Source organism: Bradyrhizobium sp. 62B (assembly GCF_030272265.2).
Lineage (GTDB): Bacteria > Pseudomonadota > Alphaproteobacteria > Rhizobiales > Xanthobacteraceae > Bradyrhizobium.
In genome coordinates, this window is the sequence record NZ_CP092841.2 from 1878702 (window position 1) to 1893787 (window position 15086).

13 protein-coding genes are annotated in these 15086 nt (G+C 66.3%); 7 read left to right on the forward strand and 6 right to left on the reverse strand.

Translation table 11 applies throughout. The features are described 5' to 3' along the window. Nucleotides 1–151 precede the first annotated feature (151 nt). The 4 genes from ML401_RS08865 to ML401_RS08880 all read left to right on the forward strand — a co-directional run bounded on the left by ML401_RS08865 (nucleotide 152) and on the right by ML401_RS08880 (nucleotide 4578). On the forward strand, nucleotides 152–1330 hold the full coding sequence (locus tag ML401_RS08865; protein WP_211419435.1) for a PA0069 family radical SAM protein: 1179 nt from the start codon (nucleotides 152–154) through the stop codon (nucleotides 1328–1330). A gap of 35 nt (nucleotides 1331–1365) precedes the next feature. Next, on the forward strand, nucleotides 1366–1821 hold the full coding sequence (locus ML401_RS08870; protein WP_212065578.1) for a VOC family protein: 456 nt from the start codon (nucleotides 1366–1368) through the stop codon (nucleotides 1819–1821). A gap of 73 nt (nucleotides 1822–1894) precedes the next feature. Then, a complete protein-coding gene (locus ML401_RS08875; protein ID WP_285811462.1) occupies nucleotides 1895–2791 on the forward strand; it encodes a ribonuclease HII in 897 nt (298 codons plus the stop codon). 278 nt (nucleotides 2792–3069) lie between these two features. Continuing rightward, complete coding sequence (locus ML401_RS08880; protein WP_285811464.1) at nucleotides 3070–4578, forward strand: glycosyltransferase family 39 protein; 1509 nt, start codon at nucleotides 3070–3072, stop codon at nucleotides 4576–4578. Between the two features lie 75 nt (nucleotides 4579–4653). Here ML401_RS08880 and ML401_RS08885 read toward each other — a convergent pair whose 3' ends face one another. Next, nucleotides 4654–5460, reverse strand: a complete 807-nt coding sequence (locus ML401_RS08885) for a uracil-DNA glycosylase family protein (protein ID WP_259204656.1) — start codon at nucleotides 5458–5460, stop codon at nucleotides 4654–4656. 136 nt (nucleotides 5461–5596) lie between these two features. On the opposite strand from ML401_RS08885, the gene ML401_RS08890 reads away from it, so the two are divergent. The 3 genes from ML401_RS08890 to ML401_RS08900 all read left to right on the forward strand — a co-directional run bounded on the left by ML401_RS08890 (nucleotide 5597) and on the right by ML401_RS08900 (nucleotide 10276). Beyond that, nucleotides 5597–7258 carry an electron transfer flavoprotein-ubiquinone oxidoreductase gene (locus ML401_RS08890; RefSeq protein WP_285811468.1) on the forward strand — a complete coding sequence of 554 codons (1662 nt, stop codon included), beginning with the start codon at nucleotides 5597–5599 and terminating at the stop codon, nucleotides 7256–7258. Nucleotides 7259–7565: 307 nt separating this feature from the next. Further along, nucleotides 7566–9362 carry a tetratricopeptide repeat protein gene (locus ML401_RS08895; protein ID WP_211419429.1) on the forward strand — a complete coding sequence of 599 codons (1797 nt, stop codon included), beginning with the start codon at nucleotides 7566–7568 and terminating at the stop codon, nucleotides 9360–9362. 29 nt (nucleotides 9363–9391) lie between these two features. Continuing rightward, entirely contained in the window at nucleotides 9392–10276 is an 885-nt protein-coding gene (locus ML401_RS08900) for a 4-(cytidine 5'-diphospho)-2-C-methyl-D-erythritol kinase (protein ID WP_194406635.1), read from the forward strand. Nucleotides 10277–10308: 32 nt separating this feature from the next. Here ML401_RS08900 and ML401_RS08905 read toward each other — a convergent pair whose 3' ends face one another. From ML401_RS08905 to ML401_RS08925, 5 genes are all read right to left on the reverse strand, one after another. Continuing rightward, the gene (locus ML401_RS08905; protein WP_285811471.1) at nucleotides 10309–11202 is read right to left on the reverse strand and encodes an alpha/beta fold hydrolase; all 894 of its coding nucleotides are present in this window, start codon (nucleotides 11200–11202) and stop codon (nucleotides 10309–10311) included. After that, nucleotides 11195–11827, reverse strand: coding sequence for a LysE family translocator (locus ML401_RS08910; protein WP_285811473.1), 633 nt, complete (start codon nucleotides 11825–11827; stop codon nucleotides 11195–11197). The genes ML401_RS08905 and ML401_RS08910 overlap by 8 nt, the downstream gene beginning before the upstream one ends. A gap of 56 nt (nucleotides 11828–11883) precedes the next feature. After that, entirely contained in the window at nucleotides 11884–13146 is a 1263-nt protein-coding gene (gene fabF, locus ML401_RS08915; RefSeq protein WP_285811475.1) for a beta-ketoacyl-ACP synthase II, read from the reverse strand. A gap of 1 nt (nucleotide 13147) precedes the next feature. Then, nucleotides 13148–13663 carry a helix-turn-helix domain-containing protein gene (locus ML401_RS08920; RefSeq protein WP_211419424.1) on the reverse strand — a complete coding sequence of 172 codons (516 nt, stop codon included), beginning with the start codon at nucleotides 13661–13663 and terminating at the stop codon, nucleotides 13148–13150. Between the two features lie 368 nt (nucleotides 13664–14031). Next, complete coding sequence (locus ML401_RS08925; protein ID WP_026202916.1) at nucleotides 14032–15039, reverse strand: polyprenyl synthetase family protein; 1008 nt, start codon at nucleotides 15037–15039, stop codon at nucleotides 14032–14034. Nucleotides 15040–15086 lie beyond the last annotated feature (47 nt).

The following is a 15086-nucleotide window of genomic DNA, read 5'->3' on the forward strand; positions in this document are numbered from 1 at the left end:
GACCGGCATCAAACGAGATCGTTGCGACAGCCATGTTGCGTGAGGTCAAAGGACCGCGCCCGAAATTTGGGCGGGTTACTTTGCATGGGGTTGTTTTCCGGTTTTTCGTTTGCGTTCTTGATTTGTTCCTTTTGCATGCTATCTTAGCTGCATGAGTCCAGCAGCATCCTCACATGCTCTCAAGCACCCGCCGGTCAAGGCGCCCTCCGAGCCGGCGGGTGCGGACTCTGACTTCCCTGCCGATTTTCCAGAACTTGGCGTCGCCATCGACCGCGCGCGCCGGCGCGGGCGGGGCGCGCAGTCCAATGCCAGCGGCCGCTTTGAGGCCGAGGCGCGCGTCGCGTTCGACGACGGCTGGCAGAGCCTGGAAGAGCTGCCGCCGTTCAAGACCACGGTCGCAATCGACACCTCGCGCAAGGTGATCACCCGCAACGATTCCCCCGATATCGGCTTCGACCGCTCGATCAATCCCTATCGCGGCTGCGAGCACGGCTGTGTCTATTGTTTCGCCCGGCCGACCCACGCCTATCTCGGCTTGTCACCGGGGCTGGACTTCGAATCCAAGCTGTTCGCAAAACCCGAGGCACCTGCGCTGCTCGAGAAGGAGCTCGCCGCCTCCGGCTACGAGCCGCGGATGATCGCGATCGGCACCAACACCGATCCCTACCAGCCGATCGAGCGCGAGAACAAGATCATGCGCGGCATCCTCGAGGTGCTGGAGCGTGCCGGCCATCCCGTCGGCATCGTCACCAAATCGGCGCTGGTGCTGCGCGACATCGATATTCTCCAGCGGATGGCCAAGCGCAACCTCGCCAAGGTCGCGATCTCCGTGACCTCGCTCGATCCGAAACTGGCGCGCACCATGGAGCCGCGCGCCGCGACGCCGCCTAAACGGCTGGAGGCGCTGAAGCAGCTCGCCGACGCCGGCATTCCGACCACCGTGATGGTCGCGCCCGTGATCCCCGCGCTGAACGATTCCGAGATCGAGCGCATTCTCGATGCTGCCGCCCATGCCGGCGTCAAGGAAGCCTCCTATGTGCTGCTGCGGCTGCCGCTGGAGGTGCGCGATCTTTTCCGCGAGTGGCTGATGGCGAATTATCCGGACCGCTATCGCCACGTCTTCACCCTGATCCGCGACATGCGCGGCGGCCGCGACTACGACGCCAAATGGGGCGAGCGGATGAAGGGCACGGGACCGATGGCCTGGACCATCGGCCGCCGCTTCGAAATCGCCTGCGAGCGGCTTGGGCTGAATAAGCGCCGCTCCAAGCTGACGACCGATCACTTTGCGCGGCCGAAGCGGAACGGCGATCAGCTCAGCCTGTTCTGACCCCTGTTTCTTACTTGGAGTGGAAGAGGCGCAGCATGGTCAGGGAACCCAACGTGCCGGTGCCGCGGCTCACCGTCATCACGCTCGGTGTCAGCGACATCCGTGCCAGCATCGCTTTTTACGACGCGCTCGGTTTCTCGCGCCGGCTGAAGGCGACCGGCGAGGCCGTCGCGTTCTACGAGACCGGTGGTCCGGTGCTCGCCTTGTATCGCTGGGACCAGCTCGCGGCCGACGCCGCGCTGCCCGACCAGCCGAGGCCGCAGGCCTTCCGCGGCATGACGCTCGCATGGAACTGTCGGACCCGTGAGGAGGTCGATGCGGTGATGGCCTTCGCGCTCGGCAAGGGCGCGAAGCCGGTGAAGGCCGCGCACGAGACCGATTACGGCGGCTATTCCGGTTATTTCGCCGATCCCGACGGCCATCTTTGGGAGGTCGTGGTCGCCCCCGGCATCGATGTCGGCGACGACAGGCGGGTGCATCTGGCCGAGTAGGGCGGCCTGAATAACGGGAATTGCGCCGGGTTCCCGGTTGCGCAGGCCGGGCCGCTTGCGCACCATCCCGGCCATGATTCGAGACAAGTCCGCGACGAAGCCGGCCAAAGACGCGCCCAAGACGGCTGCTGAAAAGAAGGCCGCTGAGAAGAGGGCTGCTGCAAAGAACGCAGCCCCTGCCAAGGCGGCAAAAGCGGCTGCGGCCAAGACAAATGTCACCACGGCCATTCCCGCCGGCAAGAAGGGTATCATTGCCGTCACCACCCCAAGCTTTCGCCGCGAGCGCGCGCTGATCAAGCGCGGCGTGTGGCCGGTCGCCGGCTGCGACGAGGCCGGCCGCGGGCCGCTGGCGGGGCCGGTGGTGGCGGCTGCCGTGATTCTCGACCCCAACCGCATCCCGCGCGGCATCGACGATTCCAAGCGCCTGACGGCCGAGGAGCGCGAAAAGCTGTTCGACAAGATCTGCGCCACCGCGCAGGTCTCGGTCGCCGTCGCCTCGCCCGCGCGAATCGACCGCGACAACATCCTGCGTGCCTCGCTGTGGGCGCTGAAGCGCGCTGTGGTGGCGCTGCCGGAGGCACCCCGGCACGTCTTCGTCGACGGCCGCGACCGGCTCGACACGCAATGCGACTGCGAGGCCGTGATCGGCGGCGACGGCATCGTGCTGTCGATCGCCGCAGCCTCCATCATCGCCAAGGTCACGCGGGACCGCCTGATGTGCGCGCTGGCACAGGACTGCCCCGGCTATGGCTTCGAGCAGCACAAAGGTTACGGCGTCCCCGAGCACCTCGATGCGCTGAATCGCCTCGGTCCCACCATCCACCACCGCAGCATCTTCGCTCCCGTCGCCGCCGCGCGTGCCAAGCACATGCCGTGGACCGTCGAGCCGGGGCAGGACCTGTTTACGGTGACCGAGGTCGAGGTGCAGGTGGAAGCCAGCGTCGAGATCGACGCATCGGCTGGGCTCTAGGCACCTAACCCAGCCCTCTGTCCATCATTCCCGGGCATCCGCGTTCTCTGGAGCGACAGGAAAGACTGGATGGCCGGGTCATAGGCGAGCGAAGCGACGCCGTCCTTCGGACGGTTAAGCCCGGGCACGACGATCTGTTGTGCGTGTGCCTTTCGCTCCGCGTAAGAACGGGGAGAGGGAGCAGACCGTCGTTGCCACAACGCGTGACGCCCTTTATCAAAACAGACGTGAGCGAATAGGGCCGGCTGGACGGGTTGGCTGCATCTTTCGGGCGTTGCATGCGGTTTACCTCCCTGGTCATCGAGCTCATTCGCGCCCGGCCGCGGCTGATCGTGTGGATCGCCGTGCTGCTGCAGGCTGCGATGTGGCTGTTCGTGGCGCTGGTTTTCTACCGCAGCCCGCCGGGCACGCTGGCGACGCTGCTGGCTTTCGGACGCGAATACCAGGTCGGCACCGACCTCGGACCGCCCCTGCCGGTCTGGCTCGCCGACATCGCCTATCGCGCTGCCGGCGGCCACATGTTCGGCGTCTATGTGCTGGCCCAGCTGTGCGAGATCGCGACGTTCATTGCGCTCTATCATCTGTCCCGCGCCGTGGTCGGCTCGCAGCAGGCGGTGCTCGCCGTGCTCCTGACCATGACTGTGCTCGCCTTCTCCTCGTCGGCGCTCGACTTCGGCCCCCTCGTGCTGGCCCGGCCGCTGTGGGCGCTGCTGCTGCTGCACTCCTGGCAGATCATCGGCCAGCGCCGCGGCAATGCCTGGTTCGCCTGGTCGATCGAGGCCGGTCTGTTGCTGCTGACGACGCCCGCGGCGATCTTCCTGCTGCTGCTGCTCGTCGTATTCGCGGTCTCGACCGCAGGCGGCCGCCGGACGCTGCGCGCGCTCGATCCGCTGTTCGCGCTTGTCGTCGTCGCGGTGCTGGCGCTGCCCTATGCCGTCTGGCTGATGCGCGCCGAGACGCTTGTGATGCCGGCCCTGCCGCAAATCTCGGAGCTGAATGCCCGAGCCCTGCACGCGGCCTGGCTGCTGGGCGGCCTCGTGCTCGGGGCCGCCGCGATTCCGGCGCTCGCCTTCCTCAACACCGGATTGTTCGCCACAAAGGGCGAGGAGCCGCCGATCATCTATCGTCCGCCGGTCGCGCCGCTCGCGCGCAACTTCGTCTATTTCTTCGCGCTGGCGCCGGCGCTCGGCGGGGTGATGATCTCCGGCCTGCTCGGGCTCGATTCCGTCGTCGGTGGTTCCGGGGTCGTATTGATCGTGTCCGGACTCGCCGTGGTGGTCGCGGCCGGCGATCTCATCGCGATGCGCCGTGCGCGAATGTTGCGGACGGTCTGGGCCGCGGCCGTCGTGGCCCCGGCCATCGGCGTCGTGCTGGCCGTCCTGTTGCTGCCCTGGACCGGTGCCAACGAGATTGCGACCTCGATGCCGGCGCGCGCGATCTCGGATTTCTTCGACGACAGCTTCGCCCGCCGCACCAACCATCGCCTGCGCGCCGTTGCCGGAGAGACGCAGCTTGCGAGCCTGATCACGCTGCATTCGGGCCGGCCGCATCTCTTCATCGACGCCGACCCTGCGCGCACGCCATGGATCAATCAGACGAAATTTGCCGAGACCGGGGGCGTCGTGGTCTGGCGCGCCTCCGACACCGCGGGCACGCCGCCGCCCGACATCCTCAAGCGCTTTCCCGGCATCGTGCCGGAAGTGCCGCGCGCCTTCGAATGGCTGGTGACCGGCCGCCAGCAGCTGCTGCGCATCGGCTGGGCCATCGTGCGGCCGAAGGGAACGTAGCGTAGGTCTGTGCCTCGGCTCTGAGGAGCGCCACTGCGTGACGCACCGCGTCCGGGACACGAGAGAGCTGGCTACCTACCCCGCCAGCACCTTCGCGATCGCGCGCAGATCCTGCCAGGCCAGCCTTTTGTACGACGGCGAGCGCAGCAGATAGGCCGGATGGAACGTCGGCAGCGCGCGGATGGTGCGCTGGCCGGTCTCGTAGTCGAACCAGCGCCCGCGGGTGCGCATGATGCCCTCGCGCGTTCCGAGCAGCGTCTGCGTCGAGGGATTGCCGAGCGTCACCAGCACGTCCGGGTTCACCAGCTCGATCTGGCGCTGGATGAAGGGCAGGCAGATCTGCGTCTCCTGCGGCGTCGGCGTGCGATTGCCGGGCGGCCGCCAGGGAATCACGTTGGCGATGTAGGCGGTGCTGCGGTTGAGGCCGATGGCTCCGATCATCAGGTCGAGCAGCTTGCCGCTGCGCCCGACGAAGGGCAGGCCCTCGATGTCCTCGTCGCGGCCCGGCGCCTCGCCGACGAACATGATGCGGGCCTGCGGATTGCCGTCGGCGAACACCAGCCGCGTCGCCGTGTGCTTCAGCGCGCAGCCCTCGAAGCTCTGCATCAGCTCGCGCAGCGCCTCCAGCGTCGGCGCGGTGCGCGCCGCCTCGCGCGCGGAGGCGATGGCGATGTCGGGGGCAGGGGCGGCCTCGCCGCGCATGACCGCGGGGGCAGCGACGGGGCGCGGTGCCTCGACCGAAGGCGCCGCACGCGGGGCCGGCGGTGGGGCATCCAATTCCGCCAGGCGGTCGATCGGTTCCTCGGCGAGCGCGCAATCGACGCCGGCCTCCAGATAGAAGGCGAGAAGCTCTCGGACGGTGGGTGCGGGTTCGGGGATCATCTGGAAAGTCAGACTATTAGTTCATCTTAGACCGCCTTGCATCCCAGCGAAATGCGATTCCGAGGTTGTCCTACCCGGAAAAATCGGAAACAAGGAGGCGCAAACGACCGAGGACCGTCTCAAGGGCTGAGATCAGATGAGCACCGAAGAACTTCCCCCGCGCGAATCCATGGAATTCGACGTCGTCATCGTCGGCGCCGGCCCCTCGGGCCTGTCGGCCGCGATCCGGCTGAAGCAGCTCAATGCCGATCTCAACGTCGTCGTGGTGGAGAAGGGCTCCGAGGTCGGCGCGCATATTCTCTCCGGCGCGGTGATCGATCCGGCCGGGCTCGACAAGCTGATCCCGGACTGGCGCGAGGATTCCGACTGCCCGCTGAAGACGCAGGTGAAGGACGATCGCTTCTATTGGATGACGGCCGGCGGCGCGATCAAGCTGCCGAACTTCGTGATGCCGCCGCTGATGGACAATCATCACTGCTTCATCGGCTCGCTCGGCAATGTCTGCCGCTGGCTGGCGCGCAAGGCCGAGGCGCTCGGCGTCGAGATCTATCCGGGCTTTGCCGCTGCCGAGGTGCTCTATGACGAGGAGGGCAGGGTCAAGGGCATCGCCACCGGCGATATGGGCATCGGCCGCGACGGCAAGCCGAAGGACTCCTTCACCCGTGGCATGGAATTGCTCGGCAAGTACACGCTGTTCGCCGAAGGCGCGCGGGGCAGCTTGACCAAGCAGCTCATCGCGAAGTTCGCGCTGGATGCCAAGAGCGAGCCGGCAAAGTTCGGCATCGGCCTCAAGGAAGTCTGGCAGATCGACCCGGCAAAACATCAGAAAGGGATGATCCAGCATTCTTTCGGCTGGCCGCTCGACCTGAAGACCGGCGGTGGCTCGTTCCTCTATCATTACGACGACAATCTCGTTGCCGTGGGCTTCGTCGTGCATCTGAACTACGACGATCCCTATCTGTCGCCGTTCGACGAGTTCCAGCGCTTCAAGACGCATCCGTCGATCCGCAGCACCTTCGAAGGCGCCAAGCGGCTCGCTTATGGTGCGCGCGCCATCACCGAGGGCGGCTATCAGTCGGTGCCGAAACTCAGCTTCCCCGGCGGCGCGCTGATCGGTTGCGCGGCCGGCTTCGTCAACGTGCCGCGCATCAAGGGCGTGCACAATGCGATGGGCACCGGCATGCTCTCAGCCGAGCACGTCGCGGCAGCGCTCGCCGCCGATCGCGCCAATGACGAACTTGTCGAGTACGAGAACGCCTGGCGCTCCTCGTCGGTGGGCAAGGACCTGTTCCTGGTGCGCAACGTCAAGCCTCTGTGGTCGAAGTTCGGCACCGTGCTCGGCGTCGCGCTCGGCGGCTTCGACATGTGGTGCAACACGCTGTTCGGCGCCTCGCTGTTCGGTACCCAGTCTCATGCCAAGCCCGATCGCGCTACGCTCGATCCGGCCAAACAGCATGCGCCGAAGAACTACCCGAAGCCGGACGGCAAGATCTCGTTCGACAAGCTGTCCTCCGTGTTCCTGTCCAACACCAACCATGAGGAGGACCAGCCGGTCCATCTCAAGGTCACGGACATGAACCTGCAGAAGACCTCGGAGCACGACGTCTTCGCCGGTCCTTCGAATCGCTATTGTCCCGCCGGCGTCTATGAGTGGGTCGAGGAGGGATCGAGCCCGCGTTTCCAGATCAACGCCCAGAACTGCGTCCATTGCAAAACCTGCGACGTGAAGGATCCCAACGGTAACATCACCTGGGTTCCCCCCGAGGGCGGCGGCGGTCCGAACTACGAGGCGATGTAACGGCCGGCCGGGCAAGCGGATCGGGTCACGACGTGGTCCGGTGCACGTTCGCGTGAGGAGGAGGCCGGGGCCCCTGGTCCTGGCCACGATAAGGCCATAGTAGCGGCGTCTTGGGGCTGCTCCTGACCGGTGACCTGGCCGTTTTGGGGTGTGCGGAAGGGGGCGTCCGGTCCGAATCCTTGCGGCGAAGCGCCAAAAGCGGCATTGTCGGCCCGACGGTTCCGGGTCCCGATGCCACCGGCCGCGTTCGCATGCGAGACGGCCCTCTGCTGCAAACCCAGGCACTACCAACTCAAGGCGAGCCCTGATGTTTTCAAATCGTTTCAACCGCTGGACTGTTGCCGCCATCGCCCTCATGGGCACAGCGATCGCGACCGTCCCGGGCAGGGTCCTGGCGCAGACGCCGGATCACCCGGAGAACACGGCGGCGCAGTTTCCGACCCGAAACGATCTGAAGTCGCTCACCGGGGCCGGCAGCTATCTCGCCGCCCGCCACGCCAGCGTCGAGCGTGACGCGGCCTCCGCCGCCGCGTTCTACCGCTCCGCCCTGCGCACCGATCCCAAGAACAACGAACTGCTCGATCGCGCCTTCATTTCGTCGGTCGCCGACGGCGACATCGAGGAGGCGGTCAAGCTCGCCGAGCGCGTCCTCACCATCGACAAGACCAACCGCGTCGCGCGTCTCGTCGTCGGCGTGCACGATCTCAAGGTGAAGAAGTACGCGGCCGCGCAGACCAACATCAACCAGTCGATCCGCGGTCCGATCACCGATCTCGTTGCCACGCTGCTCTCGGGCTGGGCCGCCTATGGTGCAGGCGATGCCAAGGGCGGTGTCGCCACCATCGACAAGCTGGCAGGTCCGGAATGGTATCCGCTGTTCAAGGACCTTCACGCCGGCATGATCCTCGAACTCTCCGGCAAGGAGAAGGACGCCGGCACCCGCTTCGAGCGCGCCTACAAGCTCGACGATTCCATGCTGCGCGTGACCGAGGCCTATGCGCGCTGGCTGTCGCGCAACAAGGACTCCGCCGCCGCGACCAATGTCTATCAGGCCTTCGACAAGAAGCTGGCGCGTCATCCGCTGATCCAGGAAGGCCTGCGCGAGACCAAGGCCGGCAAGAAGATGTCGCCGCTGGTCGATTCCGCCCAGGCCGGCGCCGCCGAAGCGCTCTACGGCATCGGCGCCACGCTGACCCGCCGCGGCGGCGAGGATCTGGCGCTGGTCTATCTCCAGCTCTCGCTCTACCTGCAGCCGACGCATCCGCTGGCGCTGCTCTCGCTCGCCGATCTCTATGAATCGGTGAAGCGGCCGCAGATGGCGATCAAGGTCTATGAGCGCGTGCCGTCGAGCTCGCCGCTCAAGCGCAACGCGCAGATCCAGCTCGCCATCGATCTGGATTCCGCCGACCGCACCGAGGAAGCGATCAAGATCCTCAAGGGCGTCACCACGGAGGATGCCAAGGACCTCGAAGCCATCATGGCGCTCGGCAATATCGAGCGCGGCCGCAAGAAGTTCGGCGACTGCGGCGCGACCTATTCGCAAGGCATCGATGTGCTGCCGGCCGGCAACGACAAGGCCAACAGCGTCTGGTATTATTATCGCGGCATCTGCGAGGAGCGTTCCAAGCAGTGGGCCAAGGCCGAGGCCGACATGAAGAAGGCGCTCGAGCTGCAGCCCGACCAGCCTCACGTCCTCAACTATCTCGGCTATTCCTGGATCGACCAGGGCGTGAACCTCGACGAAGGCATGAAGATGATCAAGCGCGCCGTCGAGCAGCGTCCCGACGACGGCTACATCGTCGACTCGCTCGGCTGGGCCTATTACCGCATCGGCAATTACGAGGAAGCGGTGAAGAATCTCGAGCGCGCGATCGACCTCAAGCCCGAGGATCCCACCATCAACGACCATCTGGGCGATGCCTATTGGCGCGTCGGCCGCACGCTGGAAGCCAAATTCCAGTGGGCGCACGCCCGCGATCTCAAGCCCGAGCCGGAAGAACTGCCGAAGATCGAGGCCAAGATCGCGAACGGGCTGACCGAGGACAATTCGAACTCTTCGGCTGCGCAGGCGGAGAAGAAGAAGGACGACGGCAAGGGCGGTTAGTCTTAAGCGAAGTTGGGGGCGTGTCGCCGATGCCGGCGTTGATTGAAGAAGGGCGCGCGAAGGTCAATTTGAGCCTTCGCGTCGTAGGCCGTCGTGCCGACGGCTATCATGATCTCGAAAGTGTGGTTGCGTTCGCCGACTGCGCCGACCGCCTTACGCTGGAGCCGGGCGGCGAGCTGAGGCTCACCACCACGGGGCCGCTGGCCGCGGCCTGTGGCGATACCTCCGACAATCTCGTGTTCAAGGCCGCCAAGCTGCTCGCCGAGGCGGTGCCGGGCCTGAAGCTGGGCGCGTTCGCGCTCGACAAGGTGCTGCCGGTGGCCGCCGGCATCGGTGGCGGCTCGGCCGACGCTGCGGCTGCGCTGCGGCTCCTGGCGCGCCTCAACGATCTGTCGCTCGATGATCCCCGGCTGCAGAAGGTCGCGCTCGCGACCGGCGCCGACGTGCCGGTGTGCCTGGCCTCGCGTGCCTGCGACATGACCGGCGTCGGCGAGCAGCTGCTGCCGCTCGCACTGCCGAGCATGCCTTGCGTGATGGTCAATCCGCGCGTGCCCGTTGCCACCAAGGACGTGTTCAGCGAATTGGGCCTGCGCAACGGTCAATTGCTGGTCGGTGTCGCCGACGTCATCCGCGCTCCGGCCTGGCCGGAGGAGGGCGGATCGATTGCCGATTGGATCGACGTTCTCGAACGCGTTCCCAACGATCTCGAAGCGCCTGCACTGCGGATCCAGCCCGTGATCGGCGAGGTGCTGGAAGCCCTGCGCGACTCCCCCGGCGTCAAGCTCGCTCGCATGTCCGGCTCGGGCGCGACGTGCTTTGCGATCTACGGCGCGGCCAACGAAGCGCATACCGCCGCCGAAAAGATCCGGCGCGATCATCCCGGCTGGTGGGTGCATGCGGGGACGTTGAGCTAGGTCTTTCGCCGAAGACGCTGGAGCGTGCCACCCTACGGCAGTTGCACTAAATCTGCGGCGTCCTCAGCCAGCCCAAGAAACCGCCGGATCTCGTCCAGCACTTCCTGCGGCTTGTCATGCTGCAGCCAGTGTCCGGCGCCGGCGATGGTCTCGACGCGCGCTTGCTGGAAATACCGCTCGAGGCCCGCCGCCCTGGCACCGGCGAGAAAGCTCTCGCCGGCGTTGAGCAGCAGCGTCGGGCAGGCGATGCGGCCCCACAGCGCGATGTGATCGTCCGGCCAGAGCCGGTGCGGCGCGGAGGCGCGCTGATAGGGATCGAATTTCCAGCTATAGGAACCGTCCTCATTCCGCCGCGCGCCGTGAGTGGCGAGATGCAGCGCGAGGTCACGGGTGAGACGCTTGTTGTGAAGCACCATCTGCGCTGCCGCGTCCTCGAGGGTCGCGTAGCGGCGCGGCGTGCGGTCATGCAGTCTGTCGAGCTGGCCGACCCATTTGCCGATGCGCTCATGCACTTGGGCCTTCGGCGTATCCGGCAGCATGGTCACGCCGTCGAGCACGACAAGCTTCGTGACCTTTTCAGGGAATGATCCTGAAAAGATCAGGCTCACCATGCCGCCCATCGAATGGCCGATGAGAGTGACCTCCGGCGCTGCGACGACGCGGATGAGCTGGGCGAGGTCGTAGACGTATTCGGTCAGCGCGTAGCTGCCGCCCCGGGTCCATTCGGAATCGCCGTGGCCGCGCAGATCGGGTGCGATCACGTGGAAATGCGGCTGCAGCGACCGGGCGATGACGTCCCAGCTCCGGCAGTGGTCGCGCCCGCCATGCACCAGGATGAGAGGCGGCGCGCTCTCATTGCCCCAATCGGCGTAATGCAGCCGCAGGCCGTGGGATTCATAGAAGCGGTCCTGCGGGATGCTAGCCATTTGCCGGTCGCCGCGCCAAGGCCAACGACAGGCCGAGACCTGCAATGAAGACGCCGGAGCCTTGGGTGAGACGCCGCATCAGATGCGGCCGTCCGATCAGCTGCGTGCGCGTCGCGGAGGCCATCAGCACCACGACGATGTCGGCGAGCGTGTTAAACGCCACCGAGATCGCACCGAGCATGATGAATTGCAGCGTGGGGCTCGATCCGGCGGGATCGAGGAACTGCGGAATGAAGGCGAGGAAGAACGCGGCGGTCTTCGGGTTCAGCGCCTCGACCAGCACGCCGTCGCGGAAGGCGCGTTTGTCGCCGACAGAGTCGCTCTCGAGCGACAGCGCGCGGCCGGCGCTGCGAAACGTCTTGATACCGAGCCAGACCAGATAGAGCGCGCCGACGAATTTGACGGCGGCGAACAATTCGGCGCTCGCAAGGATGATTGCGGAGATGCCGAGGCTGCCGGCGACCACATGAACCAGCCCGCCCAGGGCCGTGCCCGCGGTCGAGGCAAAGCCGCTGGCGCGCCCGTCCGACAAGGTCCGTGCCGCGACGTAGAAGATGCCGGGGCCGGGAATGGCAGCAATGAGACAGGCCGCGGCCAGGAACAGCCAGAAATTGGTTTCGATCATCCTGTTTTCGTAGCGCAGCGGACCGCGATTGCAAGCCTTGGTTCGAAGGCCCCCGTTTAGTCCACGCGGCGGAAGATCACGCTGGCATTCACCCCGCCGAAGCCAAAGCCGTTGGAGATGGCATGCTGCATCGGCAGCGGCCGCGCGTGGCCCGAGACGATGTCGATGCCGTCAGCGCCCGCATCGGGGTTTTCGAGATTGAGCGTCGGCGGCGCGATCTGATCGCGCAAGGCGAGCACGGTGAAGATCGCTTCGAGGCCGCCGGCGGCGCCGAGCAGATGGCCGGTGGCCGATTTGGTCGCGCTGACGGCAATGCCGCGGTTGCGGCCGAACAGCGCGGCGATTGCGCCGAGCTCGCTCTCGTCGCCCGCCGGCGTGGAGGTCGCATGGGCATTCAGGTGCTGCAAATCTTCCGGAGCAAGCTTCGCCTGCCGAAGCGCGATCTCCATGGCGCGGCGGGCGCCGTCGCCGTCGGGCGGACCCGACGTCATGTGATAGGCGTCGGCCGTCGTGCCGTAGCCGACGAGCTCCGCGATCGGCGTGGCGCCGCGGGCGAGCGCATGTTCCAGCTCCTCGATGACGAGAATGCCGGCGCCTTCGCCCATGACAAAGCCGTCGCGATTCCTATCGAACGGGCGCGAGGCGCGCGCGGGCTCGTCGTTGAAGCCGCTCGACAGCGCGCGGGCCGCGGCGAAGCCGCCGAGGCTGACGATGTCGATGCAGGCCTCTGCACCGCCGCAGATCGCGACATCGACCTCGCCTGATCGGATCATGCGCGTGGCATCGCCGATCGCCTGCACGCCGGCGGCGCAGGCGGTGACCGGCGTGCCGAGCGCACCCTTGTAGCCGTATTTGATCGAGACGTGGCCGGCGGCGAGGTTGGCCAGGAACGAGGGGATCGTGAACGGCGACAGCCGGCGCACGCCGCGCTGCTCGGTGATGCGCACCGCCTCCGCCATGGCCGGGAAGCCGCCGACGCCGGAGGCCATGATCGTCGCGGTCCGTTCAAGCGCGGCCGCATCCTGCGGCGTCCATTTCGCCTGTGCGACGGCTTCTGCCGTGGCGAGCAGCGCGAACAGGATGAAGCGGTCCATCTTGCGCTGGTCTTTTGGCGCGGCCGCCTGTGCAGGATCGAAGCCGCCGTCGGCGTCATCGGCCTTGTCGGGCACGAGCCCGGCAATGCGCGCGGGCAGCGCCTGCGACCACTCCGGGAGCGGGCGCAACCCGCTTTGGCCGGCGAGCAGTCGGCGCCAGGATAATTCGACACCGCAGCCGAGCGGCGACACTGCGCCCATTCCCGTCACGACGATACGACGCATGTCAGTCTCCAGCCGGCGCGACGGCCGGGTTCATTGCCCTGAGCGAAGCGAGTCGTGTGCGCATCCCGCGGCTCGCACGGGGGCCTGCGATGACGACCGCATTGGCGAGTGTGATCGGTTGCATGTCGGTGGCATCGACCACGACCGGATCGAACGGACGACTATCTTTGCGGTTCGCCAGCAGAATGGATTCGCCCTTTGGCGCGAGATGCCTGTTGCCCCAGGCCAGCAGCGCCGCGACCACGGGGAAGAAATCGCGCGCCTTGTCCGTCAGCACATATTCGTAGCGCGGCGGCCGTTCGTGATAGCGGCGCCGGACGAACATGCCTGATGCGGTGAGATGGGCGAGCCGTCGCGACAAGATGTTCGGCGCAATGCCGAGGCTTTGCGAGAATTCGTCGAATTTCGTCGCACCCTGAAACGCATCGCGCAGGATCAGAATGCTCCACCATTCGCCGACCGTCTCCACGGCGCGGCCGACCGGGCATTCCTGGATGGAAGGTGATTTGGGTTGCATGGGCAGAAAGTAGGTAAGTAACTTGCAAAATGCAAGTGACTAGGCGGGCGAGACCGAAGCTGAGACGCTGTCGTGCCCCGGACGTAGCGCAACGCTTCTTCAGCGGTGCGCTACAGAGCCGGGGCCCATATTGCTGATCTCGGGGTGTCGCCTGGGTCCCGGCTCTGCGCAGCAGCGATTCACGCTGCAGCGCGTCCGGGACATGAGAAGAAGTGGGGCATCTTGCTCGGTCGTTGGAAGCGCAGCGAAGCAATCCAGGCTGTTTCCGCAGAGGGATTCTGGATTGCTTCGCTGCGCTCGCAATGACGGGGAGAGAGTTGCGCGCACACTCGAACAGCGCCCAATCCAGAAAGAGCGTCAGCCGCCGCCTAATGCGACCGTGCCAGACAGAACGCCACCACCTGCTCCAGCGCGCTCTTCATCGGCGAGGACGGGAACAGTGCCAGTGCGTCGACGGCCATCGCGCCGTAGTGCTGGGCGCGGCTCAGCGTGTCTTCCAGCGCGCGATGCTTGTTCATGAGCCCGATGGCGTGATCGAGATCGCTGTCGCCGATCTCGCCGCGCTCCAGCGCCCGGATCCAGAAGGCGCGCTCGGTGTCGTTGCCGCGGCGGAACGCGAGCACGACGGGCAGCGTGATCTTGCCCTCGCGGAAATCGTCGCCGGTGTTCTTGCCGAGCTTGGCGCTCTTGCCGCCATAGTCGAGCACGTCGTCGACGAGCTGGAAGGCGATGCCGAGATTCATGCCGACCGAGCGGCAGGCGGTCTGCTCGGCCTTCGGGCGGTTGGCGATGACGGGGCCGACCTCGCAGGCCGCCGCGAATAGCTCGGCGGTCTTGCCGCGGATCACGGCGAGATATTCGTCCTCGGTGGTCGCGGTGTTCTTGGCGGCCGCAAGCTGCATCACCTCGCCCTCGGCGATGGTGGCGGCCGCCGCGGAGAGGATGTCGAGTGCGCGCAGCGAGCCGACCTCGACCATCATGCGGAACGCCTGGCCGAGCAGGAAGTCGCCGACCAGCACGCTCGCCTCATTGCCCCAGAGCATGCGGGCCGAAAGCTTGCCGCGGCGCATCTCGCTCTCGTCCACGACGTCGTCGTGCAGCAGCGTGGCGGTATGCATGAACTCGACGGAGGCAGCGAGCTTGATGTGGCCGTCGCCGGTGTAGCCGGCGAGGTTGGCCATGGCGAGCGTCAGCATCGGCCGCAGGCGCTTGCCCCCCGAGGAGATCAGATGGTTGGCGACCTCCGGGATCATGGTCACGTCCGAACCGGTCCGCGACAGGATCGTGGCGTTGACGCGCTCCATGTCAGGGGCGACAAGGGCAACCAGCTCTTCGATCGACGCGCCGGGAGTTTCGAAAGGTACGATGACGGCCACGCCGGTCTCCAATATTTGCCCCAAAAGGGCTATTCTGACGGAAAGAC

Excerpts from the sequence above, each read along its gene's own strand:
- ML401_RS08920 (WP_211419424.1), bottom strand. The coding sequence starts at position 13,663 with ATGCAACCCAAATCACCTTCCATCCAGGAATGCCCGGTCGGCCGCGCC.
- ML401_RS08895 (WP_211419429.1), top strand. The coding sequence starts at position 7,566 with ATGTTTTCAAATCGTTTCAACCGCTGGACTGTTGCCGCCATCGCCCTC.
- ML401_RS08885 (WP_259204656.1), bottom strand. The coding sequence starts at position 5,460 with ATGATCCCCGAACCCGCACCCACCGTCCGAGAGCTTCTCGCCTTCTAT.
- ML401_RS08870 (WP_212065578.1), top strand. The coding sequence starts at position 1,366 with ATGGTCAGGGAACCCAACGTGCCGGTGCCGCGGCTCACCGTCATCACG.
- ML401_RS08910 (WP_285811473.1), bottom strand. The coding sequence starts at position 11,827 with ATGATCGAAACCAATTTCTGGCTGTTCCTGGCCGCGGCCTGTCTCATT.
- ML401_RS08900 (WP_194406635.1), top strand. The coding sequence starts at position 9,392 with ATGCCGGCGTTGATTGAAGAAGGGCGCGCGAAGGTCAATTTGAGCCTT.
- ML401_RS08875 (WP_285811462.1), top strand. The coding sequence starts at position 1,895 with ATGATTCGAGACAAGTCCGCGACGAAGCCGGCCAAAGACGCGCCCAAG.
- ML401_RS08890 (WP_285811468.1), top strand. The coding sequence starts at position 5,597 with ATGAGCACCGAAGAACTTCCCCCGCGCGAATCCATGGAATTCGACGTC.
- ML401_RS08880 (WP_285811464.1), top strand. The coding sequence starts at position 3,070 with ATGCGGTTTACCTCCCTGGTCATCGAGCTCATTCGCGCCCGGCCGCGG.
- ML401_RS08865 (WP_211419435.1), top strand. The coding sequence starts at position 152 with ATGAGTCCAGCAGCATCCTCACATGCTCTCAAGCACCCGCCGGTCAAG.
- fabF (WP_285811475.1), bottom strand. The coding sequence starts at position 13,146 with ATGCGTCGTATCGTCGTGACGGGAATGGGCGCAGTGTCGCCGCTCGGC.
- ML401_RS08905 (WP_285811471.1), bottom strand. The coding sequence starts at position 11,202 with ATGGCTAGCATCCCGCAGGACCGCTTCTATGAATCCCACGGCCTGCGG.